General features: G+C 67.6%; 20 protein-coding genes. 10 read left to right on the forward strand and 10 right to left on the reverse strand.

Annotated elements, in window-relative coordinates:
• From NNJEOMEG_RS17250 to fba, 4 genes are all read right to left on the reverse strand, one after another.
• Nucleotides 1-1,068: CHASE3 domain-containing protein (locus tag NNJEOMEG_RS17250; RefSeq protein WP_443093415.1), on the reverse strand; the 1,068-nt coding region annotated here is incomplete at its 3' end.
• Nucleotides 1,069-1,431: 363 nt separating this feature from the next.
• Complete coding sequence (locus NNJEOMEG_RS17255) at nucleotides 1,432-2,379, reverse strand: nucleoside recognition domain-containing protein (RefSeq protein ID WP_173086699.1); 948 nt, start codon at nucleotides 2,377-2,379, stop codon at nucleotides 1,432-1,434.
• Between the two features lie 155 nt (nucleotides 2,380-2,534).
• Nucleotides 2,535-3,521, reverse strand: a complete 987-nt coding sequence (gap, locus tag NNJEOMEG_RS17260; protein WP_173086701.1) for a type I glyceraldehyde-3-phosphate dehydrogenase — start codon at nucleotides 3,519-3,521, stop codon at nucleotides 2,535-2,537.
• 53 nt (nucleotides 3,522-3,574) lie between these two features.
• The gene (gene fba, locus NNJEOMEG_RS17265) at nucleotides 3,575-4,498 is read right to left on the reverse strand and encodes a class II fructose-1,6-bisphosphate aldolase (protein WP_173086703.1); all 924 of its coding nucleotides are present in this window, start codon (nucleotides 4,496-4,498) and stop codon (nucleotides 3,575-3,577) included.
• 224 nt (nucleotides 4,499-4,722) lie between these two features.
• Here fba and rbr point away from each other — a divergent pair, with 224 nt between their 5' ends.
• Nucleotides 4,723-5,298, forward strand: a complete 576-nt coding sequence (gene rbr, locus NNJEOMEG_RS17270; protein ID WP_173086705.1) for a rubrerythrin — start codon at nucleotides 4,723-4,725, stop codon at nucleotides 5,296-5,298.
• Here the strand turns inward: rbr and NNJEOMEG_RS17275 are convergent.
• Together NNJEOMEG_RS17275 and NNJEOMEG_RS17280 are read right to left on the reverse strand one after the other, a co-directional pair.
• A complete protein-coding gene (locus NNJEOMEG_RS17275; RefSeq protein ID WP_173086707.1) occupies nucleotides 5,279-7,552 on the reverse strand; it encodes a PAS domain-containing hybrid sensor histidine kinase/response regulator in 2,274 nt (757 codons plus the stop codon). The two genes, rbr and NNJEOMEG_RS17275, sit on opposite strands and share 20 nt — an antisense overlap.
• Nucleotides 7,549-8,577 (reverse strand): sensor domain-containing diguanylate cyclase, encoded by a 1,029-nt coding sequence (locus NNJEOMEG_RS17280; protein WP_173086709.1) that lies wholly within the window; start codon nucleotides 8,575-8,577, stop codon nucleotides 7,549-7,551. Before NNJEOMEG_RS17280 ends, NNJEOMEG_RS17275 begins: the two co-directional genes overlap by 4 nt.
• A 143-nt stretch (nucleotides 8,578-8,720) precedes the next feature.
• On the opposite strand from NNJEOMEG_RS17280, the gene NNJEOMEG_RS17285 reads away from it, so the two are divergent.
• From NNJEOMEG_RS17285 to NNJEOMEG_RS17315, 7 genes are all read left to right on the forward strand, one after another.
• On the forward strand, nucleotides 8,721-9,041 hold the full coding sequence (locus NNJEOMEG_RS17285) for a carboxymuconolactone decarboxylase family protein (RefSeq protein ID WP_173086711.1): 321 nt from the start codon (nucleotides 8,721-8,723) through the stop codon (nucleotides 9,039-9,041).
• 22 nt (nucleotides 9,042-9,063) lie between these two features.
• A complete protein-coding gene (locus NNJEOMEG_RS17290) occupies nucleotides 9,064-9,867 on the forward strand; it encodes a helix-turn-helix transcriptional regulator (RefSeq protein WP_173086713.1) in 804 nt (267 codons plus the stop codon).
• 662 nt (nucleotides 9,868-10,529) lie between these two features.
• Nucleotides 10,530-11,390 carry a DMT family transporter gene (locus NNJEOMEG_RS21055; RefSeq protein WP_173086715.1) on the forward strand — a complete coding sequence of 287 codons (861 nt, stop codon included), beginning with the start codon at nucleotides 10,530-10,532 and terminating at the stop codon, nucleotides 11,388-11,390.
• Nucleotides 11,391-11,459: 69 nt separating this feature from the next.
• Entirely contained in the window at nucleotides 11,460-12,899 is a 1,440-nt protein-coding gene (locus tag NNJEOMEG_RS17300) for a UTP--glucose-1-phosphate uridylyltransferase (RefSeq protein WP_173086717.1), read from the forward strand.
• Nucleotides 12,900-12,902: 3 nt separating this feature from the next.
• The gene (locus NNJEOMEG_RS17305) at nucleotides 12,903-13,589 is read left to right on the forward strand and encodes a winged helix-turn-helix domain-containing protein (protein WP_173086718.1); all 687 of its coding nucleotides are present in this window, start codon (nucleotides 12,903-12,905) and stop codon (nucleotides 13,587-13,589) included.
• The gene (locus tag NNJEOMEG_RS17310) at nucleotides 13,567-14,946 is read left to right on the forward strand and encodes a sensor histidine kinase (RefSeq protein ID WP_173086719.1); all 1,380 of its coding nucleotides are present in this window, start codon (nucleotides 13,567-13,569) and stop codon (nucleotides 14,944-14,946) included. Before NNJEOMEG_RS17305 ends, NNJEOMEG_RS17310 begins: the two co-directional genes overlap by 23 nt.
• Nucleotides 14,947-15,371: 425 nt before the next feature.
• On the forward strand, nucleotides 15,372-16,772 hold the full coding sequence (locus NNJEOMEG_RS17315) for a DegQ family serine endoprotease (protein WP_173086720.1): 1,401 nt from the start codon (nucleotides 15,372-15,374) through the stop codon (nucleotides 16,770-16,772).
• A gap of 169 nt (nucleotides 16,773-16,941) precedes the next feature.
• Here the strand turns inward: NNJEOMEG_RS17315 and NNJEOMEG_RS17320 are convergent, their stop codons facing one another.
• Nucleotides 16,942-17,370: a hypothetical protein gene (locus tag NNJEOMEG_RS17320; protein WP_173086721.1), complete on the reverse strand. Its 429-nt coding sequence runs from the start codon at nucleotides 17,368-17,370 to the stop codon at nucleotides 16,942-16,944.
• Between the two features lie 132 nt (nucleotides 17,371-17,502).
• Here NNJEOMEG_RS17320 and clcA point away from each other — a divergent pair, with 132 nt between their 5' ends.
• Nucleotides 17,503-18,864 (forward strand): H(+)/Cl(-) exchange transporter ClcA, encoded by a 1,362-nt coding sequence (gene clcA, locus NNJEOMEG_RS17325; RefSeq protein ID WP_173086722.1) that lies wholly within the window; start codon nucleotides 17,503-17,505, stop codon nucleotides 18,862-18,864.
• Nucleotides 18,865-18,896: 32 nt separating this feature from the next.
• Entirely contained in the window at nucleotides 18,897-20,786 is a 1,890-nt protein-coding gene (locus NNJEOMEG_RS17330; RefSeq protein ID WP_173086723.1) for a potassium transporter Kup, read from the forward strand.
• A gap of 77 nt (nucleotides 20,787-20,863) precedes the next feature.
• On the opposite strand, the gene surE is transcribed toward NNJEOMEG_RS17330, so the two are convergent.
• From surE to NNJEOMEG_RS17345, 3 genes are read right to left on the reverse strand one after another with little or no spacing between them, the layout of a single operon-like run.
• On the reverse strand, nucleotides 20,864-21,616 hold the full coding sequence (surE, locus tag NNJEOMEG_RS17335) for a 5'/3'-nucleotidase SurE (RefSeq protein ID WP_173086724.1): 753 nt from the start codon (nucleotides 21,614-21,616) through the stop codon (nucleotides 20,864-20,866).
• Nucleotides 21,613-22,161 (reverse strand): hypothetical protein, encoded by a 549-nt coding sequence (locus NNJEOMEG_RS17340; protein ID WP_173086725.1) that lies wholly within the window; start codon nucleotides 22,159-22,161, stop codon nucleotides 21,613-21,615. The genes surE and NNJEOMEG_RS17340 overlap by 4 nt, the downstream gene beginning before the upstream one ends.
• Nucleotides 22,154-23,290, reverse strand: a complete 1,137-nt coding sequence (locus NNJEOMEG_RS17345) for an AAA family ATPase (protein WP_173086727.1) — start codon at nucleotides 23,288-23,290, stop codon at nucleotides 22,154-22,156. The genes NNJEOMEG_RS17340 and NNJEOMEG_RS17345 overlap by 8 nt, the downstream gene beginning before the upstream one ends.
• Nucleotides 23,291-23,385 lie beyond the last annotated feature (95 nt).

The following is a 23,385-nucleotide window of genomic DNA, read 5'->3' on the forward strand; positions in this document are numbered from 1 at the left end:
GTCGCCACCGGCCACGGTCCTGGCGAAGTCCACGCCGCGGCGCACCGGCCCCGTGATGGCCCGGGTGATGAGCACCGCCACCGTCGCGCCCAGGGCCAGGGCCACCGCCAGCCCGCCGAGAAGGAGGCGGCCGGAGGCCGTGAGGCCCTCGTCGGAGTCGGCGGCCAGCTTGGCCACCTGGCCCATGCCCTCCGTGGCGATGCCCTCGGCGGCGTCCAGCACGTCCTGGGCCACCTTGCCGCGCTTCTCGTTGAGCGTCTGCACCGCCTGGGTGTTCTCGATCTGCCTGCCCACCAGGCGCTTGTAGGTGGCCAATCCGGTTTCCAACGCGTCGAGCCGCTTGAGGTTCTCCGCCTTGACCGTGGTGAGCCGGATCTTGGCCAGCCCGGACTCGATGGCCGGAAAGAGGCCCAGGGCGGCGGTGTAGAGCGCCAGGTCGTCGTTGGCGTCGCCGCTGAGGATCTTGATGCGCGCATCCGCGACGCTCTGCACGATGAACGTCATGAGTTTGATTTTCTCGTAGCGCTCCACCAGAACCTTGTTGGGGACATCGCGCTCGATCTCCTCGCGGAGGGAGACGTCCTGGGAGCTCAGGTACTGCTCGGCCTGGGCCAGCACGTCGGCGGCCGCGCGGATGCGCTCGACGCGGTCCTTTGCCTGCTGGCCGAGGCGGGTCTTGGTCTCCTCGGCCAGCTTCTCGTACTCGGCGAAGCGGGTCCGGGCCGTGTCCAGGCTTTCGCGCAGCTTGACCAGCCGGGGGAACTTCTCCACCAGGGCCTTGGCGCCGACCAGGGCCTTTTCCACCTCGGCCATGTTCTTGCGGCTCTCGTCAATGTAGCTGGTCTTGCCGGAATAGACGAACCCGCGCATGCCGTACATGGTCAGCAGGGCGTGGCGCTCCAGATCGTTGGCGAGCATCACTTCGGGGACGTACTCGTCCTTCATGCGCGAGGAGCTTTCCTCGGCCTTGCCCATCTGGAACACGGCCATCAGGCCCAAGGCGCAGGCAATGGCAAGGATCAGCCCGAACCCCACTCCGATCTTCACCGCAAGCCGCAAATCTTTCATCGTTTGGCCCCTTTCCCAGGTGGAGCGATCCTGCTCCACGTGTTCGTCCGTTCCCTCGACCAGACGTCATCGTTTCGAAGATGCTGTCTGACTTGGGAGTACGCCATGCTAGTGTGACCGTTTCAGAACGCCTACAAACCCCGTGAAATTCACCGTACCGCAGGATATTCGAGAGGAAACTCTACGAAAACGTAAGAAACATCTAGGACAGGCACGCCTTGAGAACAAGCGAAAAGATAAAGAAAACGGGAACGATTCGGCAACGCGCCGCATCGATCGCTCCGGGCGGGCGGCGCGGAGCGTCGGGCCCGCCTCCCCCGGGGGCGAGGGACGCCGGGGGCGGCGCGGCCCCGCCCGGAACGCTCAGGCCGCCCGGACCGGCGCCGCCTGACGCCCGGCCGCCCAGCGCGCCAGCGCGGCCGTGACCACCAGCGAGAAGGCGAGCCTGGCCCCAAGCGTGCCCCACGGGCTGGCCCCGATGAGCGCCAGGAGCAGCGTGTCCTCGATGAGCGCGTGCGACAGGCTCATGAGCGACACCGCCGCGAAGATGTCGCGCCGGGGGATGTGCCCGGCCTGGGCCTCGTGGATGATCAGCCCGCCGCCGTAGGCCAGGCCCATGGTCATGCCCACCACGGTGATGGTGGCCGCCGTGGGGCCGATGCCCATGATCCGCAGAAACGGCGTGAGCAGGCGCTCCAAAAGCCGCGTGAGCCCAAGGGCGTTGAGGGTGCGCATAAGCGCCATGATCGCCACGATGATCAAAAAGATGGAGCCCAGGTTCTTGAGTTCCCCCAAGGCCCAGGCCGCCAGCCCCGCCTCCTGGACCGGGGGCAGCCAGAGCATGACGGCCGGGCCGCCGAAGAGCCCGAAGGCCTCGCACGAGGCCTTGAAGCACCAGGCGCAGCCCAGGGCTCCGAAGAAACGCAGGGCGTTCTGGCCCAGGAAGCTCACGCCGCAGCGTTTGGTCACCTGCCCTTCCACCAGCAGATTGTGGGCGATGAGCACCAGGATGGCGAACACCGACACCTGGGCCTGGGTGAGCGTGGCGTCCGAGACGGCCTGGAACACCAGCAGCCCCGCGTAGATGCTGGAAACCATGGCCGTGGCCCAGGCCAGCCCCAGCCCGGCGGGCAGCCCCAGCCACTCCATGAGCGGCCCCAGAGGCGCGGCCAGATAGGCGATGAGCCCGGCCTCCTTGAGGATTTTCACGACGATGATGATGGGAACCATCACCTTGAACAGGGCGAGGCTGGTCTTGACGGCGTCGCGCAGGACGCCTGTGAGGAATCCGGCGAGGGGGGTGATCTCCACGAGGCGTTGCTCCTTTCGCACAGGGCGGCCCCGGCTCTGGGGGCGGAAACGGCAAAGGCCCGGCCGGGGGATACTCCCCCCGGCCGGGCCGGGTCAACCGTTCGGCGCGCTTATCAAATCCCCGGCGCGGCCTGCGCCGGGAGGGCGGCCGGGCGCTAGCCCTTGGCCACCAGCTTGAGCAGGCGCACCAGCTGGTGGGTGAATCCGGCCTCGTTGTCGTACCAGATCACCACCTTGAGCATGTTGTTGTCCAGCACCTGGGTGAGCAGGCCGTCCACCACGCCGCCGTGGGTGTCGCCCAGGTAGTCCACGGAGACCAGGGGCTCCTCGGTGTAGCCCATGGCCTCGCTGGCCTTGGCCTTGAGCAGGACGTTCACGGCCTCCTTGGTGACGGGCTTCTCCATCTCGCAGGTGAGGTCCACGATGGAGCCGTCCGGGGTGGGCACGCGGATGGCGTAGCCGTCGAGCTTGCCCTTGAGCTCCGGGAGCACCAGGGTGGTGGCGCGGGCGGCCCCGGTGGTGGTGGGGATGAGCGAGACGCAGGCGGCGCGGGCGCGGCGCGGATCCTTGTGGGAGCCGTCCAGGATGCGCTGGCTCATGGTGTAGGAGTGGATGGTGGTCATGAGCCCGTGCTTGATGCCGAAGGCGTCGTTGAGCACCTTGGCCACGGGGGCGAGGCAGTTGGTGGTGCACGAGGCCGAGGAGATGATGTGGTGCTTGGCCGGGTCGTACTCGTGCTCGTTGACGCCCATGACGATGGTGCAGTCGGGACCCTTGGCCGGGGCGGAGATCACCACCTTCTTGGCCCCGCAGGACAGGTGGTGGGAGGCCTTCTCGTGGTCCACGAACTTGCCGGTGGTGTCGGTCACCAGGTCGATGCCCAGTTCGCCCCACTTCCACTCTCCGGCGTTGCAGCGCGTCACGAGGATTTCGCGGCCGTTCACGGTGATGCCGTGTTCCCACACGCTCACTTCGCCCTGGAAGTTGCGGTGCACGGAGTCGTGCTTGAGAAGCCTGGCCAGCTCCTCGTTGCCCGCCCTGGCGTTGATCGCGGCGATCTGGATGGTCTGGTCGTTCGCGAGAATCCTGGTGAGGTAGCGGCCGATGCGGCCGAACCCGTTCACGCCAATCTTGGTCGCCATGTGAGTCTCCTTCTTCACGCGGGGCTTGTGGATGGGTTGGTCGCCCGGGGCGCTCAGGCCTTGCCGGAGCAGCCCAGGACGTTCCTGATCTTGTGGGCCACCATGTCGCGCACGGCGTCGCGCGCGGGGGTGAGGTATTGCCTGGGGTCGAAGTGGTCGGGGTGTTCCGCGAAGTGTTTGCGGATCACGGCGGTCATGGCCAGGCGGATGTCGGTGTCGATGTTGATCTTGCACACGGCCATGGAGGCGGCGCGGCGCAGCATGTCCTCGGGCACGCCCCGGGCGCTGCCCACGGTCCCGCCGTACTTGTTGGCCATCTCCACGAACTCCTGGGGCACCGACGACGATCCGTGAAGCACCAGGGGATAGCCGGGCATGAGCTTGCCGATCTTCTCCAGGCGGTCGAAGTCGAGCTTGGCCTCGCCCTTGAACTTGTAGGCCCCGTGGCTGGTGCCGATGGCGATGGCCAGCGAGTCGCACCCCGAGCGTTCCACGAACTCCACGGCCTGGTCGGGGTCGGTGTAGATGCTGTGCTCGCTGCTCACGTCCTCTTCCACGCCTGCCAGGCGGCCGAGCTCGGCCTCCACGAACACGCCCTGGGCGTGGGCGCATTCCACCACGCGCTTTGTCAGGGCGATGTTCTCCTCGAAGGGCAGGTGCGAGCCGTCGACCATCACCGAGGTGAAGCCCGCCTTGATGACCATTTCGCAGATCTCGAAGTTCTGCCCGTGGTCGAGGTGGAGCACCACGGGCAGGTCGGTGTCCTGCATGGCGGCCTCCATGAGCTTCATGATGTAGTTCTCGCCCGCGTACTTGCGCGCGCCGGCCGAGACCTGCAGGATGAGCGGCGAGCGCTCCTGGTTGCCAGCGGCGATGATGCCCTGGACGATCTCCATGTTGTTGACGTTGAACGCGCCCACGGCATAGCCGCCGGCGTAGGCCTTCTCGAACATTTCCTTGGGGGATACCAGCGGCATGGCTTCTCCTTGCGTGCGGGCGCGACCCGTGATGTCCGCAGGACGGACGCCCTGCGGTGAAAGTGCTCTCGATACCCCGGGGATATAGGCTGGGGCCAGCAATTATGTCAATGAAAAGCGGACGTTCGTGCCAAGCTTCACGAATCGTCCGGCGCTCCCCTGGCGTCATGTCCCCGATCGTGGTAGGTTTTTCCGGAACGCCGCCGCCACGCAGGAGGTTGACCATGCCCGATCTGAAGGGAAGCCGGACCGAAAAAAACCTGCTCGCCGCCTTTGCCGGGGAGTGCCAGGCCCATGTGCGCTACGCCTTCCACGCCAAGCAGGCCAAAAAGGAAGGCTACGAGCAGATCGCCGCCCTCTTCCTGGAGACATCGGAGCAGGAAAAGGCCCACGCCAGGCGCTTCTCCAGGCTCCTGGGCGGACTCTCCGCCGAGGTGACCCTGCCCCTGGCCTTCCCCGAATCCGGCCCCACCCTGGACAACCTGGAACGCTCGGCCCTGGGCGAGGAGCGCGTGGGCAGCCTCACCTACCCCGAGGCTGCGGGCGTGGCCCGCGACGAAGGCTTCGCCGAGGCCGCCCTGGTGTTCGAGCACATCGCCCGGGCGGAAATCCATCACCAGCAACGCTTCCGCGCCCTGGCCGAAAACCTGCGCGCCGGAAGCGTCTTCGCGCGCCCCGAGCCCGTGCTCTGGCGCTGCCGCCACTGCGGCTGGACCCACGAGGCCAAGGCCGCCCCGGAGCGCTGTCCGGCCTGCGCCCACCCCCAGGCGCATTTCGAGATCACTCCGTGGAACTGGTAGCCAGGCCCGCGCGGCGCGCCGCCCGGGCCAGGGCCTCGTCCAGGGCCTGCGCCAGGGCCTGCGCCCCCACGGGCTTCACCACCACGGCGTCCGCCGCGGGACGCCCCTGGGCTTCGTCGTCGCGGTCCGCCATGAGCACCAGCCCGGACTGGCGTCCGGCCTGACGGCAGGCCTTCAGGAACGTCCGGCCGGACATGCCGTGCAGGTCCTCCCCGGCCAGCACGGCGCGGAATCGGCCCGGCGCGCGGGCGAACACCCGCAGGGCCTTGGCCGCGTCGCGCATGGCGGTGGTCTTGTAGCCCAGCCCCTCCAGGATCATGGCCAGGGCCCGGCGCGAAAAGGCCTGGGCGTCCACCACCAGCACGCGCTGTCCGCCCGGTTCGCGCCCCGGCGGGGCCACCGGACCGGCCAGCGGCAGGCAGACCTCGAAGAGGCTCCCCTCGCCCAGGCGGCTCTCCACCCGCACCCCGCCCCCCAGGGACCGGATGATCCCGTGCACGGCGGAGAGCCCCATGCCCGTGCCCTCGCCCGGGCGCTTGGTGGTGAAAAAGGGCGTGAAGATGCGCTCCACCAGGGCCTCGTCCATGCCGTGCCCGGTGTCCGAAACCGCGAGCAGCGCATGCTCGCCCTCGCGCTGGCGGCTCTCCGCCGCCCCCTCCGGGCAGCCTCCCCGGCGACGCATGATCCTTAGCCCCAGCACGCCGCCCTTTTCCTGCATGGCGTGCAGGGCGTTGTCGGCCAGGTTCACCACCACCTGATGCAGAAGGCCCGGGTCGGCCAGCACGGGCAGGGACTCGGGGTCCACGTCCAGGGCCAGGGCCACGTTGCCCGGCAGGCGCTCGCGCAAGAGCCGCGCGGCCTCGCGCACGATCTCGGCCAGGTCCACGCGTTCGGCCCGCAGGTCCCCCTGGCGGCTGAACACCAGGACCTGGCGGATCAGCTGCCGGGCGCGCCCGCCCGCCCGGGCGATCTCCTCCAGGGGCCTGCGCAGGATGTCCCCCTGCTCCACGAGCTGGAGCCCCACCTCGGCGTTGAGCAGGATGGGCGTGAGGATGTTGTTGAAGTCGTGGGCGATGCCCCCGGCCAGGGTGCCCACGGCCTCCAGCTTCTGGGCGCGGCGCAGGCGGTTCTCCAGCCGGGTGAGCGGGGACACGTCGCGCAGGAGCACCACGGCCCGCCCCACGCGCCCCGTGGCGTCGCGGATGGGCGAGAACACGGCCTCGGCCGCCAGCGGCTGGCCGCCGGGCTTGACGTCCCTGACGGGGCCGGTCCACTCCCGCCCCTCCAGGAGGGCCTCCCGGATGTCGCGGGAGGGTAGAGGCTGGCGGCCGCGCCCGAAAAGACTGAAGAAGTCGCGCCCGAGAATCTCCCCGCGCTCGAACCCGGTCACCGTGCCGAAGGCCGGATTGGCGTACTCCACCAGCCAGCTCCCCCCGGTGACGATCGCCACGCCTTCGGCCGCCTGCTCCACGGCCGTGGCCAGGAGCATGCGTTCGTCCTCCGCGCGCTTGCGGGGGGTGATGTCCTCCACCACGCCCTCGATGCGCGCCGCCTCGCCCCCGGAGCCGCGCACCACCCAGGCGCTGCCCGACAGCCACGCCGCCCTGCCGTCGCGCCGGCGCAGGCGCAACTCGTGGCGCTCCAGGAAGCCCCGCTCCAGCAGAACACTCATGACCCTCTCGCGCTCCTCCAGGGAATACCACGCCTGGCTTTCCGGGTCCTCCATCGCCTCGAGCAACTCCCCCGGGCTCTCGTAGCCCAGAATGCGCGCGTAGGCCTGGTTGACCCAGAGATAGCGCCTGCGCTCCAGATCCACCTGGAAGAGACCCTCGCGGGTGTTCTCGCAGATGCTGCGCAGGCGCTCCTCGGAATCGCGCAGGGCATTCTCGGCCCGCACCAGGGCCGTCACGTCGCTGACCACGGCGAAGAGCACGCAGCGCTCTCCAGAAGGGATGCGCGAGATGCGGATGTCCACGTCGCGCACCTCGCCTCCAGCGGCCAAGTGGCGGCAGCGGGCCACGCGCCCGCCGCCTTCCCGGCACCGCTCGAGGGTCTCCAGGGTGCACAGAGGCCCGTCTTGGCAGATGTCCCCCAGGCCGCGGAAGCCGATCTCACCGGGCGTCCAGCCGTAGAAGGCCAGGGCCGCGTCGTTGGCGTCGAGCACCTGGAGGGTCTCGGGGTCCAGCACGAGCATCACGGCCAGATGAAGGCGGAAGAGCCCCTCGAAAAGACACCCGGAATGGGGTTCGATCATGAGTCGTGCGGCTCCAGACCGGCCTGGCGCACGAGGCTCGAATGGAAGGCGAAGCTCGAACGGATGTGGTTCTTCACGTAGTACATGGCCTGGTCGGCCATCTTCACCAGCTCCCAGGGGTCCTGGCCGTCGTCGGGGTAGAGGCTTATGCCCACGCTGCCTCCGGGGCCCTGCGCCCCGCCCAGGCTCGCGTAAGGCTGACCCAGAGCCCGGATGATCTTGCGCGACACCTCCGCCGCGCCCGCCCCGCCCATCTGGCCCGGCAGCACCACCACGAACTCGTCGCCGCCCACCCGGGCCACCGTGTCCGAGGCGCGCACCTGCGCCAGCACCCGCGCCGCCGCCTCCTTGAGCACCTCGTCGCCCACGGCGTGGCCCAGACGGTCGTTGACGGGCTTGAAATTGTCCAGGTCCAGAAAGAGCACCGCGACCTTCACCCCGTCGCGCCGGGCCGACTCGATGGTTCGCGACAGGCGGTCCATGAGCAGGTGCCGGTTGGCCAGCCCGGTCAGCGCGTCGTGCAGTGAGGCGTGGCGCGCCGCCTCCTCCATGTTCTTGGCCCCGGTGATGTCCTGGAGGATGCCGTCGTAGAAGGCCACGCGCCCGAAGGCGTCCCGGCGGATCACGGGGGTGTTGCGAACCCAGCGTTCAGAGCCGTCCTTGTGCAGGATGCGATGCTCCAGGGCCGGGGCGGACTCGCCCCGCAACAGGCGCGCCGCCTGCTCCAGAACCGCCGCCCGGTCCTCCTCGTGCACCATGCGGTACCACAGGAGGGGATCGGCCGCGTACTCCTCGGCCGTGTAGCCCGTCAGACGGACGCAGCCCTCGCCGTGGGTCGTCTCCACGGCCCGGCCGTCCTCCACCCGCACGGTGTAGACGTAGTTGGTCACGGTCTCCAAAAGCCTTCGGTAGCGCTCCTCGGACTCATGCACCGCATGCAGCGCCTCCTCCAGATGCGCGGCACGCATCCGGAGCGCTTCCAACTCGGCATGGAGTTCCTCATGGCTGCGGCATGCTTCGCTCATGATTCGCTTGTTGCTCCATCACGGCCCCGCCGTCAACGCCCTGGAGCACGAAACAAGGCCTACGTCCTCGACGCGCTTGAAAAAGAAGACCGGGACGGGTATCCCTCGCCCACCGACAAGCAAAGACAACAAGGAGAAACTCCATGAAAGACGAACTCAAGCCCAGACACTACGAATTCATCCGCACCAAGTCCCCCGGCGTCATCGAGGCCGTGGAGGCCCTGGGCAAGGCCGTGCGCGACGCCGGCCCCCTCGACGAGAAAACCGTGCTCCTCATCCAGCTGGGCGCGGCCGCCGCCAACCGCTCCGAAGGCTCCGTGCTCTCCCACGCCCGCCGCGCCCTCAACGCCGGAGCGAGCCTCGACGAAGTGTACCACGCCCTCACCGGGCTCACCTCCACCATCGGCTTCCCCGCCGTGGCCGCCGCCATCAGCTGGGTGCGCAAAGCCCTCGACAACGACTAACCCCCCGCTCCGAGCCCCGGCCATGCCAACACGTCCCGGCAGCAGGAACGACTTCCTGAGAGACCCCTCCCTGCCCTTCCTGGAATCGCGCGAATCCAGCATCAACGGCAGGCCTTTCGGACTCCACGCCCACGACACCTACTCCGTCTCCGTGGTGGAAGGGGGCTCCACGTTCCTCCAATGCCGCGACGCCATGTGGCTGGCCGGGCCGGGCTCGGCGGTCTTCCTCCCCCCGGGCGAACCCCACGCCTGCAACCCGCAGCCCGGCGGCCCCCTGCGCTACCACAAGCACTACATCGACCGCGCCTGGCTCGAAGACCGCCTCCCCGGCCTGCCCCGCGCCTTGGACCACCGCCAGCCCGCCATCCTCGACGACCCGGCCCTCGCCCGGGCCTTCGCCCGCTTCCACCGGTCACCACCCGGCGAACACAGGCTCCCCCTGCTCCTCCTCGCCCTGGAACGACTCTTCGCCGGACACCACGCCACGCCCGTGCAGGGCGGCAAACCCCGCGCCCAACGCCGCGCCGCGCTCCAGGCCGCGCGCATCCTGGCCAGCCGCCCCGCCGAACGCATCCCACTGGCGCAACTGGCCACATCCTGCGGCGTCTCACCCTGCCACCTTCCCCGCATCTTCCGCGAAACACACGCCACCACCCCACACGCCTACGCCAACCAACTGCGCGTCGACCTGGCCAAACAGCTCCTCTCGCAAGGCAAACCCATCGCGGAAGTGGCCGCCGAAGCAGGCTTCGCCGACCAAAGCCACCTCAACCGCGTCTTCCGCCGCTACGCCGGAGCCACCCCCAGGGAATACCAGGGGCGCTGACTTCCCCGGCGGGGCTCCGCCCCGCACCCCGGCGATTGCTTCGCGTCGGCGGGAGGGGCGGCAGGGCCAGGCGGCGGGGCGGTTGGAGAATATGCCTCCGGCGGGCAAAGGGCTACGCCCTCTGCACTCCCACTCCGCTTCGCGGGCTTCACCGGCGACGACAGTCTTGCCTGCAAGACCCTTGCGGTTGCGCCGCCTTTCGCGCGGGAATTCGCGCAAAGCCGCGAATCCCCGCGCGGGGGGCCGTGGCGCTTCGCGCCAGGATTTCGAGCAAGATCCAATTCTCGGATTTTAAATGATAATTCCTTGTTCATCGTCGCTTGCGACGATGGCAGTCCGCCGGGATAAGCGCTGCTTTGAGCGCGTTCCCGGCTGGTGTCTGCTGCTGTCCGGGCATCCGGGTCTGTCCGCCCCCTCTCACACAGGCCTACCCGGCACAGCCCGCGAAGCAAAAAGGGATTCCTAAGGACGTAGCCCTTAGGCCGCCGGAGGCTATTCCTCCTTCTCTCTTCTTCCGCTATTCCTCCCCGCCCCCTCCCGCCGCAACCGCGCCGGGGTGGTCCTTTTTGACGTTGCGGGGCCGGACGTTGGCGGGCGCAATTTCGTCCAAGAAATCCCCTGACGGGCTCGCTATTGCCTTGGCCAAACCAAGGAGATCCGTCATGTTTTCCGTTCGATTCGCCGCGATCTGGGCTTTGTGCGCGGCCGTGCTGGTCTGGGGTTTGTCGTTTTCCGCCACGAAGATCGCGCTGGAGCATCTGAGTCCGGCGGCGATCCTGTTTCCGCGTTTCGCGCTGGCCGCCTTGTTGCTGACGCCGCTGGCCTTGCGGCGCGGCGTGGCGCGTTTGGGGTTGGCGGAGCATGGGAAGGTGCTGGGCATCTGCGTGCTGTTTCCGGGCGGGTACTTCGCGCTGGAGACCATGGGATTGCGTTTGACGAGCGCCACCAACGCCTCGCTCATCGCGGCCTCAATCCCCATGGTGGTGCTGGGGCTCTCGTGCCTGGCCGGGCGCGCGTGGCCCACGGCGCGGGAGGCTTCGGGCGTGGCGGCCTCGCTGGCGGGCGTGGCCCTGTTGGTGGGGTTGAACGCGGGACCGGCCAACGCCGGGGATCTGATGATGCTGGGGGCGGTGCTGGCGGCGTCGGTCTACATGGTGGCGGCGGGGCGGTTGCGCGGCGTGCCGCCGCTTGCGTTCACTACGTTGCAGATGTTCTGGGGCGCGGTGTTCTTCCTTCCGTTTTTCGTCCAGGAGGCCGGAGCGTTGGCGCAGGCGCCCGCGAAGGCGCTGGCGGCGGTGGCCTGGCTGGGCCTGTTCTGCTCGGCGGGCGGGTTCCTGGCGTACAACTACGCCTTGTCGCGGGTTCCGGCGGCCCGTGCTTCGCTGTTCATCAACGCGGTGCCGCTGGTGGCCGCTTTGGGCGCGCACGTGGCTCTGGCGGAGTCGGTCAGCCCGGGCCAGGCCCTGGGCGGCGCGCTGGTGCTGGCGTCGGTGGCCTGGGCCGGGGCGCGCGGGGGCGCTTGACGCGTGGGGGCAATTCCATCACACACGGGGGAGTTGCGACCCCGAACACCACGCACGCGAGGCGACCCCATGATAATGGACTGCATGAAGACCGCCGACCCCTCCATGATCGAGATGTTCCGCCCCTTCGGCCTGAAGATGGAGGAGCAGGGCATCCCGCCCATCGTCATCAACGTCTTCAAGTGCTATTACGCGCGCCTGCTCTACGGCGCGCAGGGAAAGCTTTCCGAGGAGGAGCTGCTGCCGCTCTCCGAGCGCGACGTGCCCCACTACGAAGATCTGGCCTCCTACACCGACGTGGGCAGACAGGCCATGGCCCACGCGGTGGTCATCAAGCTCAACGGCGGCCTGGGCACCTCCATGGGCCTGGAGAAGGCCAAGAGCCTGATCACCGTGAAGGACAACATGACCTTCCTGGACCTGATCCTGGGCCAGATGAAGGTGCTGCGCGAGCGCTACGGCAAGCCGCTGCCCCTCCTGTTCATGAACAGCTTCAAGACGCACCTGGACACCATGCTCAAGGTGCAGGGCTTCGACAACGGCACAACGGGCCTGCCCATGGCCTTCCTGCAGCACCGCTACCCCAAGATTCTCCATAAGGACCTGGCCCCCGCCACCTGGCCCGGCAACCCCGAGCTGGAGTGGAACCCGCCCGGCCACGGCGACCTCTACACCGCGCTGATCACCTCCAAGGTGCTGCGCAAGCTTCTGGACCGGGGCTTCCACTACGCCTTCATCTCCAACTCGGACAACCTGGGCGCGGTGATGGACGAGCGCCTGCTGGGCTACATGGCCCGCGAGGGCGCGCCCTTCCTGATGGAGGTGGCCGGACGCACCACCTCGGACCGCAAGGGCGGACACCTGGCGCGCCTGCGCAACAGCGGCCGCCTGGCCCTGCGCGAGATCGCCCAGTGCCTGGAGCGCGACGTGGACGCCTTCCAGGACATCGAGAAGCACCGCTTCTTCAACACCAACTCCATCTGGATCGACCTGCGCGCCATGGAAAAGGTCTTCGTGGCCAACGGCATGATGCCCCTGGACCTGATCCTCAACCCCAAGACCCTGGACCCGCGCGACCACAAATCCCCCGCCGTCATCCAGATCGAGACGGCCATGGGCTCGGCCGTGTCGGCCTTCGAGTCCGCCCTGGCGGTGAAGGTGCCGCGCACGCGCTTCGCCCCGGTGAAGACCACCTCGGACCTGCTGGTGGTGATGAGCGACTGCTACCAGGTGAGCCCGGACAAGACCGTGGTCCCCTCCCCGGCCGTAACCGGGCACATGCCCGTGGTGCACCTGGACGCGCGCCACTACAAGAAAATCGACGACTTCACCGCGCGCTTCCCCCACGGCGCGCCCTCGCTCACGGCGTGCGAGCGCCTGGACGTGAAGGGCGACGTGCTCTTCCAGGCCGGGGTGAGGATTTCGGGCAAGACGCACGTGGTGAACGCGTCCGAGGCGCAGGCCGTGGTGGCCGAAGGAACGGCGCTCTCGGGCGAGGTGGGGCTCTAGGCCGTGCGCGTGCTCCTGGTGGAGGACGACCCCCAGGCCGCGTCGTACCTGCTCAAGGGCCTCAAGGAGCAGGGCCTCACGGCCGAGCACGCCGCCGACGGGCGCGAGGGGCTCTACAAGGCCACGGCGGGCGGCTTCGACATCATCATCCTGGACCGTATGCTCCCGGGCATGGACGGCCTCTCCATCCTCAAGGCCGTGCGCGCCGCCGGGGACACCACCCCCGTGCTGGTGCTCTCGGCCCTCTCCGACGTGGACGCCCGCGTGGAGGGCCTGCGCGCCGGCGGGGACGACTACCTCACCAAGCCCTTCGCCTTCGCGGAACTGATGGCCCGCGTGGAGGCCCTGGCGCGCCGGGGCCGCGCGGAAAAGCCCCTCACGGTGCTGCGCGTGGACGGCCTGGAGCTGGACCTGACCGCGCGCACCGTGAAGCGCGAGGGCAGACCCATCGACCTCAAGCCCAAGGAGTTCGCGCTGCTCGAATACTTCATGCGCCACGCCGGGCAGGTGGTCACGCGGACCATGCTCCTGGAACGCGTCTGGGACTACGCCTTCGACCCCCAGACCAACGTCATCGACGTCCACGTCTCGCGCCTGCGCGGCAAGATCGACAAGGACTTCGAGAAGCCCCTGCTGCACACCGTGCGCGGCGCGGGATACATGCTGCGTGATCCGGCCGAAACTCCTTAAGACCTTCAGCTTCCGGCTGGCGCTGTGGTACGTGGCCCTTTTCGCGGGCTCGGCCACGGTGGTCTTCGCCTTCATCTGGTGGGCCGCCGTGACCTTCATGGTGGGCCAGACGGACGACAGCATCGAGTCGGAAATCTGGAACCTGGCCGAGCAGTACGACGAGCGCGGCCTGGCCGCGCTCTCCATGCAGATCTCCACGCGCCAGCGCAGCGAGGGCTCGCGCTCCAACATCTACCTACTGGCCGACCGCGACCTGCACTACCTGGCGGGCAACATGCGCCAGTGGCCCAAAGGGGTGACGCCCCGGGGGTTCCCCGAATGGCACACCATCCGCGTCACCTCGGAGCTGGACGGGCGCTCCACCGACGCCCGCGTGCGCGTGATCACCCTCATGGGCAAGGTGCACCTGCTGGTGGGGCGCGAACTCTCAGACGTGCTGCGCGCACGGGCCATCATGGCCTCGGCCATGGCCGTGGGCCTGCTGGTCACGGTGGTCATGGGCCTGGTATGGGGCAACGTGATGACGCGCAAGCTCCTGGAGCGTCTGGAGGCCATCAACAGCGCCAGCCAGGAGATCATGGGCGGCGCGCTCTCGCGGCGCATCCCCGTCTCGGGCGCGGGCGACGAGTTCGACCGCCTGGCCGCCAACCTCAACGACATGCTCGACCGCATCGGGGAACTGCTGGACACCGTGCGCCAGGTCTCGGACAACATCGCCCACGACCTGCGCAGCCCGCTCACAAGGCTGCGCTCGCGCCTGGAGCTGGCCCTGCTGGAGAAGCCCGACCCCGGGACCCAGCGCCACGCCATGGAGGAGGCCATCGCCCAGGCCGAATCCATCATCGCCACGTTCAACGCCCTGTTGACCATCGCGCGGGCCGAGTCGGCGGCGGCCAAGGCCGAGACCCAGGACATCGACCTCTCCGCCCTGGTGCGCGACGCGGCCGAACTCTACGAGCCCCTGGGCGAGGACAAGGGCCTGGAGATGCGCGTGGAGGTGGCGGACGCCCTGACGCTCACGGGCAACCGGCACCTGCTCTCCCAGGCCGTGGCCAACCTGCTGGACAACGCCGTGAAATACACGCCCGAGGGCGGGACGATCCTGGTGCGGGCCGCACGCATGGGAGACGGGGCCATCGCGCTGCGCGTGGCGGACACGGGCCCGGGCATCCCGGAGGAAGAGCGCGCCAACGTGCTCCGTCGCTTCTACCGTCTGGACCAGAGCCGGGGCACGCCGGGCTCGGGCCTGGGGCTCTCGCTGGTGGCGGCGGTGGCGCGGCTGCACGGGGCGCGCATGGAGCTCTCCGACGCCGGGCCGGGGCTGGCGGTGGAGTTGCGGTTTCCGGGGAGGGGGTGATGGAGGGGGGACTGTCAGGTTATAACCATCTCACTTCACACTAAAAACGAGACAACTTTTTCGGCACATGCTAATCATAACCCGTTGTAAAGCTGCTCGACTTAAGCCCCGAGTCTTGACCTGTCCGAGTATCCACCTCCTCGGATTGCCCCACGTTCAACTCGTAGTCGCCTACAGGACTCCCGTCACCTGGAACACCTTGCCCTCCCGCTGGTGGTAGAGGCTACCGTCCTGCTTGAAATACCCCCCTTTGGAAAAAGCGTTGGCTTGGGCGAAATCACCGATGCTGGCGGGCGGGGCGTCCGTCTGGAATGTCCCGCCCCCAAGATGAACGACAGTTCATCCCTCGGAAAGCTTCCTGTCATTCACAGCGATTAGTTCCTGGCATCACGGGACGCGACGCGACCCGAAACCAGGAGTGAACCATGCATCGGACGAATCTGTTCAAGCTCTCCCTCTTCAGCGCCCTCATCGTCCTGTTCGCGGCAGGGCAGGCCCTCGCGGAGCTGCCCAAGATCGCCGATCTGGCCGAAAAGGCCGGACCGGCCGTGGTGAACATCTTCACCGAAACCGCCCCCAAGCAGTCGCAGCGCCAGCCGCGCATGCAGATCCCCCGGGGCACCCCCTTCGACGACTTCTTCGAGCAGTTCGACCAGTACTTCAACCAGCATCCCCAGCAACAGCAGAAGCGCTCCCGCTCGCTGGGCTCGGGCTTCCTGATCTCCGCCGACGGCTACATCATCACCAACAACCACGTGGTGGAAAAGGCCGACAAGGTGAACGTGAAGCTCCAGAAGGGCGAAAAGGTCATCCAGGCCCGCGTGGTGGGCGCCGACCCCGAAACCGACCTGGCGCTCCTCAAGATCGACAACGGCAGCTCCCTGCCCTTCCTCAAGCTGGGCGACTCCGCCAAGCTGCGCGTGGGCGACTGGGTGGTGGCCATCGGCAACCCCTTCGGTCTGGCCCACACGGTCACGGCGGGCATCGTCTCGGCCAAGGGCCGCGTGATCGGCGCGGGACCTTATGACGACTTCATCCAGACCGACGCCTCCATCAACCCCGGCAACTCCGGCGGCCCGCTCCTGAACCTGGACGGCGAAGTGGTGGGCATCAACGCCGCCATCATCGCCTCGGGCCAGGGCATCGGCTTCGCCATCCCCTCCAACATCGCCAAGGACGTGGTGGCCCAGCTCAAGAGCAAGGGCAAGGTCAGCCGAGGCATGCTGGGCGTCACCATCCAGTCCGTGGACGAAAACACCGCCAAGGCCCTGGGCCTCTCCGACGCCAAGGGCGCCCTGGTGAGCCAGGTGGGACCCGGCAGCGCCGCCGAAAAGGCCGGCCTCGCCTCCGGAGACGTGATCATCGCCGTGAACGGACAGCCCGTGGCCGACTCCCACGACCTGACCACCCGCATCGGCAACATGAACCCCGGCGAGCCCGTCACCGTCACCTACCTGCGCAAGGGCAAGTCCCAGACCGCCAAGGTGACCCTCATGGAACGCGACGCCAAGGCCCTGGGCCAGATGGGCGACGACCCCGCCCAAGCCAAGGGCGGCGACACCCTCGGCATGACCCTCTCCGCCACCGACCCCCGCACCGGAAAGCCCGCCGGAGGCCTGCTGGTGGTGGACGTGACCCAGAACTCCGCCGCCGCCGAAGCCGGACTGCGCCGGGGCGACGTGATCGTGGAAATCAACCAGCGCCCGGTCGCCACCCCCGAAGAGGCCGCCTCCATCATCGAGAAGGAAGGCAAGGCCCGGGGCGCGGTGGTCGTGCTCTTCAAACGCCAGGGACAGCCGGTGTTCCGGTCCATCCCCGTGCAATAGATGTCCCTCATATGCCTGCCCGGGAGCTAGCCACGCCCGGGTAGGTCCTCCTCCACCCTCGCATCAGCCCCCCCCATCCCGGGGGGGTTGGTGTTTTCAGACCCCCGCAACGCGAAACGCCCGGCCGCTCTCACGGCCGGGCGTTTTCACGTGGCGTTTCGCGGGGAGGCTACTGCCCGCCCATGCCGCAGCCCGAATACCAGCTGTCGCAGCTGGAGAGGCAGGCGTCCATGTCGTACTTGCGCTTGTTCTTGGGGTCGGCCTTGCACTTGGCGCGGCACTCCTCAAAGGCCTTGCGGCAGTATTCGCGCGTCTCGGGCTGGCCGCCGGAGGCCTTGCGCCGCTCGCCCTTCACCGCGGGCGGCGCCACGGGGACCTCCTTGCCGGCCTTGTCCTCCGCCAGGCGCATTCTGGCGGCGCAGACCATGTTGCAGTCCACGCATTCGTAGTTGCAGGTCACGCTTGGGTCGCCCGAGGTGTCGGAGACGGTGCAGATCACCGTGCCGTCCGGGCGCACGCACTCGTAGACGCGCTGCTGCTGGGCCTGGGCCGTGGCGGCCACGCAGAGCGCGGCCAGGGCAAAAAGAATCGTTCGCATCGCGCACTCCTTGAACGCAGGGATGATGGACCCCGGATACCCCCTCCCGGAGCCTGGCGCAAGGTCCGGGCGAAAACCAGGCGGCCTTGTTTCGCGCCCGGCTCCGCGATAGGATGGACGCGGAGGCCGCCCATGCACCCCCCCGAAACCGACCGCGCGGAACTCGAACGCGCCGACCCAGGCCGGGCCGAACTCGCCGCGCCCAGGCGCTTCGCCGCGCTTTTCGCCCTGGCCGCCCTCACGGGCGGCGCGGCCGGGACCCTGGCCACCGCCTTCCACCTGGCGGCGGACAACGTTCAGGCCCTGCGGCTTTTCCTGGTCTCGCACTCCGGCGGGCTGGCCTGGGCCGCGTCCATGCTGGCCACGGCCGCGCTGACGTGGCTCGCCGTATGGGCCGTGCGCCGCTTCGCGCCCGAGGCGGGCGGCAGCGGCATCCAGGAGGTGGAGGGCGCGCTGGCCGGGCTGCGCCCCTTCCGCTGGGCCAGGGTGCTCCTGGTGAAATTCGCGGCCGGCGCCGCCGCCCTGGGCAGCGGGCTGGCTCTGGGACGCGAAGGCCCCACCATCCAGATGGGCGCGGCACTGGGACGCCTCACGGCCTGGCTCTTCGGGCGCGACGCCCCCTACGCCCGCCACTGCCTGGCCGCCTCCGGGGCCGGGGCCGGGCTGGCCGCCGCCTTCGGCGCGCCCCTGGCCGGGGTGCTCTTCGTGGTGGAGGAAATGCGCGAGCACTTCCACTTCGATTTCGTCTCCTTCCACTGCGTTGTGGTGGCCTGCGCCGCCGCCCAGGTGGCCTGCCTGCTCCTGGCCGGACCTGGACAGGCCATCCCCATGCCCGTGCTGCCAGACCCCGACACCGCCTCCCTGGCGCTGTTCCTGGCCTTCGGGCTCACCGTGGGGCTGGCGGGCACGGCCTTCAACGCCTGCCTCACACGCACCCTGGACCTCTTCGAGCCCCTGGCCGCGCGCCCGCGCCTGACCGCCGCCCTGGCCGTGGGCGCGCTCACGGGCCTGTGCGCCTGGGCCTGGCCCATATCGGCCGGTGGCGGCCACGCCACGCTCTCGGCCGTGCTGGACCACGCCCTTGCCGGTCCGGCCTGGAGCCTTCTGGCCCTCTTCGCCCTGCGCTTCCCGCTCACCATGCTCAGCTACGCCTCGGGCGCTCCGGGGGGCATCTTCGCGCCCATGCTGGCCCTGGGCACGCTCTGGGGCGTGTTTTTCGGCGCGGCGGCCCAGGGCCTGTTCCCGGGCGCGTGCCCTCCGCCGGACGCCTTCGCCGTGGCGGGCATGGGCGCGCTCTTCGCGGCCACGGTGCGCGCCCCCATGACGGGCATGGTGCTCATCCTGGAAATGACGCGCAACTACCAGCTCACACTGCCACTCATGCTGGCCTGCATCACGGCGGCCGCCACGGCCGCTTCGCTGGGGACCCGGCCCATCTACCGCGTGCTCCTGGAGCGCGTGCTGGCCCGCGAATCCGCCACCCCGCCGATTTGACACGCCAGCACACCGGCGCATACAAGCCCGCCATGGCGTCCCATCCGACCGGCGAACCGGCAAGCACCAAGCGCACCCTGGCCCTGGCCCTGGGCGCGCTGGGCGTGGTCTACGGCGACATCGGCACCTCGCCCCTCTATGCCGTGAAGGAATGCTTCCACGGCCTGCACGCCATCGAGCTTTCGCCCGGCAACGTGCTGGGCGTGCTCTCGCTGATCTTCTGGTCGCTCACGGTGGTGATCACCGTGAAGTACGTCTCTTTCATCCTGCGCGCCGACAACAAGGGCGAGGGCGGCATGTTCGCCCTGGTGGAGCTTCTGCCCGCGCGCAAGCTCGGCCAGAAGACCGTGGCCCTGACCACCCTGCTGGGCCTGTGCGGCGCGGCGCTGCTCTGCGGCGAGGCGGTGATCACCCCTGCCATCTCGGTGCTCTCGGCCATGGAGGGCCTGGAGGTGGTCACGCCGGCGGCCGGGCGGCTCGTGGAGCCCCTGACCCTGGTGATCCTCTTCGGCCTGTTCATGGTGCAGAAGCACGGCACGGCGGGCATCGGGCGCATCTTCGGGCCGGTGATGATCGTGTGGTTCTGCGTGATCGGCGGGCTGGGGCTCTGGCAGATCGCGGAGCACCCCCAGGTGCTCGCGGCGCTCAACCCCGTTTTCGCCGTGGACTTTTTCGCGCGCAACCACCTGCACGGCCTGCTGGTGCTGGGTTCGGTGGTGCTGTGCATCACCGGCGGCGAGGCCCTCTATGCGGACATGGGCCATTTCGGGAAGCGGGCCATCCAGCTCTCCTGGCTGTTCTACGCCTACCCGGGGCTGCTGCTGAACTACTTCGGCCAGGGCGCGGGGCTGCTGTCCGCCCCGGACATCGTGGCCAACCCCTTCTACGGCATCGTGCCCCGGGGCTGGGTGCTGCCCATGGTGGCGCTCTCCACCATGGCCACCATCATCGCCAGCCAGGCCATGATCTCGGGCATCTTTTCCATCATCCGCCAGGCCGTGCAGCTGGGCTATTACCCGCGCGTGCGCATCATCCACACCGCCAGCGACATGGAAGGCCAGATCTACATCCCCGAGATCAACGCTTTCCTCATGTGGGGCTGCGTGGCCCTGGTGCTCATCTTCAAGGAGTCCAGCAGGCTGGCCGCAGCCTACGGCATCGCCGTGACCGCCACCATGACCATCACCTCCTGCCTCTATTTCCTTGTGGCGCACAAGCGCTGGGGCTGGCCCCTGTGGAAGGCCCTGCCGCTGCTCGTGCTCTTTTTATGCTTCGACGTGTCCTTCTTCGGCTCCAATCTGCTCAAGATTTTCGACGGCGGCTGGATTCCCGTGGTCATCGCGGCCACGGTGGTGCTGTGCATGAGCACCTGGAAGGCCGGGCGCGCCGCCCTGGGCGCGGCCCTGCGCAAGGAGTCCATTCCCCTGGAGCTCTTCCTGAAGGACGTGGAGGCCAAAAAACCCCATCGGGGCAAGGGCACGGCGGTGTTCCTCTCGGTGTCGCCAACGGGCGCGCCGGTGACGCTCCTGCACTTCTTCAAACACACCAAGATGATCCACCAGAAGGTGGTGATCCTCTCCATGCAGTCTTCCGACGAGCCCTACGCCAGCCTGGGCGAGAACCTGGCCGTCTCCTGCCTGGGCGAGGGCTTCTACCGCGTGATCGCCACCTACGGCTTCATGCAGACCCCGGACGTGCCCCAGATCCTGGAGTTCGTGCGCTCGGCGGGCGTGGACATCGACCTGGCGGACACCACCTATTTCCTTGGCCGCGAATCGCTCTTCACCAGCGGCAAAACCTCCATGGCCCCATGGCGCAAGCGCCTCTTCGAGTTCATGAGCCGCAACGCCCGGCCCGCCTCGGCCTATTTCAACATCCCGCCCGGCCGGGTGATGGAGCTGGGCGTGCAGGTGGAATTGTAGGGAAACGCCCCCTCGACGCAAGAAAGCCCGGACGGCCATGCGGCCGTCCGGGCTTTGTTCTTTCGGCGGGGGACCGCTCAGCCGTCCAGGTGGGCCAGGGTCTGCATGACGGCGTGGTCGGTGAAGTCGAAGCGCAGGGGGGTGAGGGTCACGTGGCCCTCGGTGAGCAGGGCGCGGTCCTGCCCGGGGCGGACCTTCTCGGGCGGGATGACGCCGGTGAGCCAGTAGTATTTGCGGCCGCGCGGGTCGGTGCGCTCCTCGTACCAGTCGTCGTAGCCGGCGCTGGTCTGGGGGCAGACCTTGAGGGGTCTGGCCTGGTCCATGGGGCGGTCGGGAAAGTTGAGGTTGAGCACGCAGTGGAGCGGCAGGGCGGCCCAGTCGACCTTGTGCAGGAAGGCGGCGGTCCAGTCGCCCTGTGCGGCCAGGTCCTGGGGGCTGAAGTGGTCGTAGGAGACGGCCAGGGCGGGCAGGCCCATGAGCGCGCCCTCGGTGGCGGCGGAGACGGTGCCGGAATAGAGGATGTCCACGCCCACGTTGGCCCCGGCGTTGATGCCCGAGACCACGATGTCCGGGGGCGCGGGGAGCAGCGTGGTGAGCCCCAGCTTCACGCAGTCGGCGGGAGTGCCGGAGACGCCCTGCCCGTAGAAGCCCTGCTCGTCGAAGATTTTCACGCGCAGGGGGGCCGCCAGGGTGACGGCGTGGCCCACGGCGCTCATCTCCGTGACCGGGGCCACCACATGCACCGTGTGCCCGGCGCGTTTGAGGGCGTGGTAGAGGGAGCGCAGGCCCACGGCCTGGATGCCGTCGTCGTTGGTGAGGAGGATGTTCATGGAACCTCGTCAAAAGCTATTTTGTACAATTCGTTGACGGTTATTTCGACACCTGGCTTGTGCACAGGCTGCATGAGGATGTTGTATGGTTTGAGTTTCCGCGCCTCGTTTTGCCACAGGCCGCCGATCTTGCCGCCGCCCGGAGCGACAACGTACGCTACCGTCCGCCCCCCATGGCCGGGGATTCCCTTCGTATCTCCTGCCTTGCCGTGCCCAGCCGACACGAAGGACGAGCTTTTGCACAGGGTTTTCGCTGTACATGCAATCTGTGCGAAGGCCGTCCTGGTGTCGTATCCTTTCAACTCCGCCAGGACGAGCACAAACCTGCTGCTCTTACTTTTCTTGCAGAGGAACAGACAATCGCAACTCCGCATGCCCTGCTCCCAGACATCCCACTCGCTCAGTTTGAACCGAATGATGACATCCTCGGAATCCGAACGGCAAATGGGAAGACTCTTGCCCTTCTCCCCGCAGCGCGTGGAGCGGTCCAACTCGTGATCCTCGGGCAGGAACAACCGGGCCAATGCGTGGAAGGGACTATCCATGCTTGCGGATGTCCCGGTTCATGAGGTCGTAGAACTCCCTGCCGATGGCGTCGAGAACGTTGTCGATCTCGTCGAGCTTGAGGAGCTTGGTGTCCTTGTCTACGATATCCGGCTCGTCAGCCCCCATGCAGTAGGCCGCCACATGGTCCGGGTTGATGGAGAACTCGCCCTCGGGCGGGTTGCCGTCGTAGGCGATGTGGGCCTGGATGAGGTTGTTGATGACGTAGAGGATGAAGGGGGAATGGGTGGTGATCACCACCTTGTGGTTCATCTTCAAGAGGTATGCGAGGGTTTCAACGACATGGACCTGCGCGGACGGGTGCAGGTGCATTTCCGGCTCTTCATAATAGAACACTTGTGGCACGGAAGAAGGGCCGAAGACACTTGCAAGGACAAAAAATGGCCATGTTGCCATCTGCCCTGAAGATATACCGCTGAGAAACAGTGGTCGCCCATCATCCGTTTCCCACCTCCAACCGAAATTGTAATGTTTTACGACACCTCGCAGGGCGTCCCGTTGTTTGTCCTGAAGAAGTCCTCCGGAATCTTCGTTTCCGTGACTCAGTCCCGCCATGTACTTGCTTTTGACATTTTCGAGCAAAGCACAAAATTTTCCGATCTGAATTGGCAGTTCAACATCGTAAAGAACATTCTCTCGCTTGTCGCGAAGCACGGAAAACAGAAGTCTTTCCGACGGGAGGTAAATGCTGTTTGTCTTCGCCGACATTCCAAGGTCAGCCTTGTCATCGATCCACCGGGTCCGCCAACTGACCAATAATTCTCTTAGATTGCGACTCGGCACAACCTTCTGATTGACATCACCACGAAAAACCTCTCCATCTTCGGACTCAAACTCTACGCACCCTCCCTCGGAATTTGCAAAGCTGGAAATGCTCGCACCGCGTATGTTTGAGACCAAGACGAGCAGCATGAAGTCGATCCAATTTTCTTCATCCATCCCGTCATTGTGGAATTGCGCAGCAAACGACTTCAAATTGTTCGTATAATACAACAACTGCATCATCAACGACTTCCCGCTCGCCTGCGGCCCAATGAGCACCGTCAGACGGTTGGTTTTCATCTCGAAGTCCTTGATGGGGCCAAGATTCTTCACGCGCAGCTTTTCCACGTCCGCTCCCCCCGGCCCGGACCTCTTGCCCCGGCCTGTGGAAATCTGTAACTCAACCCACGAGTTGACCCCATACTAGTGAACCCCCGACAAGC

Source organism: Fundidesulfovibrio magnetotacticus (assembly GCF_013019105.1).
GTDB lineage: Bacteria > Desulfobacterota > Desulfovibrionia > Desulfovibrionales > Desulfovibrionaceae > Fundidesulfovibrio > Fundidesulfovibrio magnetotacticus.

Bases quoted from the DNA above. Each gene is read 5' to 3' on its own strand.
- NNJEOMEG_RS17300 (WP_173086717.1), top strand. From the start codon at position 11,460: ATGATAATGGACTGCATGAAGACCGCCGACCCCTCCATGATCGAGATG.
- NNJEOMEG_RS17290 (WP_173086713.1), top strand. From the start codon at position 9,064: ATGCCAACACGTCCCGGCAGCAGGAACGACTTCCTGAGAGACCCCTCC.
- rbr (WP_173086705.1), top strand. From the start codon at position 4,723: ATGCCCGATCTGAAGGGAAGCCGGACCGAAAAAAACCTGCTCGCCGCC.
- NNJEOMEG_RS17330 (WP_173086723.1), top strand. From the start codon at position 18,897: ATGGCGTCCCATCCGACCGGCGAACCGGCAAGCACCAAGCGCACCCTG.
- NNJEOMEG_RS17320 (WP_173086721.1), bottom strand. From the start codon at position 17,370: ATGCGAACGATTCTTTTTGCCCTGGCCGCGCTCTGCGTGGCCGCCACG.
- NNJEOMEG_RS17275 (WP_173086707.1), bottom strand. From the start codon at position 7,552: ATGATCGAACCCCATTCCGGGTGTCTTTTCGAGGGGCTCTTCCGCCTT.
- NNJEOMEG_RS17280 (WP_173086709.1), bottom strand. From the start codon at position 8,577: ATGAGCGAAGCATGCCGCAGCCATGAGGAACTCCATGCCGAGTTGGAA.
- NNJEOMEG_RS21055 (WP_173086715.1), top strand. From the start codon at position 10,530: ATGTTTTCCGTTCGATTCGCCGCGATCTGGGCTTTGTGCGCGGCCGTG.
- surE (WP_173086724.1), bottom strand. From the start codon at position 21,616: ATGAACATCCTCCTCACCAACGACGACGGCATCCAGGCCGTGGGCCTG.
- clcA (WP_173086722.1), top strand. From the start codon at position 17,503: ATGCACCCCCCCGAAACCGACCGCGCGGAACTCGAACGCGCCGACCCA.
- gap (WP_173086701.1), bottom strand. From the start codon at position 3,521: ATGGCGACCAAGATTGGCGTGAACGGGTTCGGCCGCATCGGCCGCTAC.
- fba (WP_173086703.1), bottom strand. From the start codon at position 4,498: ATGCCGCTGGTATCCCCCAAGGAAATGTTCGAGAAGGCCTACGCCGGC.
- NNJEOMEG_RS17340 (WP_173086725.1), bottom strand. From the start codon at position 22,161: ATGGATAGTCCCTTCCACGCATTGGCCCGGTTGTTCCTGCCCGAGGAT.
- NNJEOMEG_RS17315 (WP_173086720.1), top strand. From the start codon at position 15,372: ATGCATCGGACGAATCTGTTCAAGCTCTCCCTCTTCAGCGCCCTCATC.
- NNJEOMEG_RS17285 (WP_173086711.1), top strand. From the start codon at position 8,721: ATGAAAGACGAACTCAAGCCCAGACACTACGAATTCATCCGCACCAAG.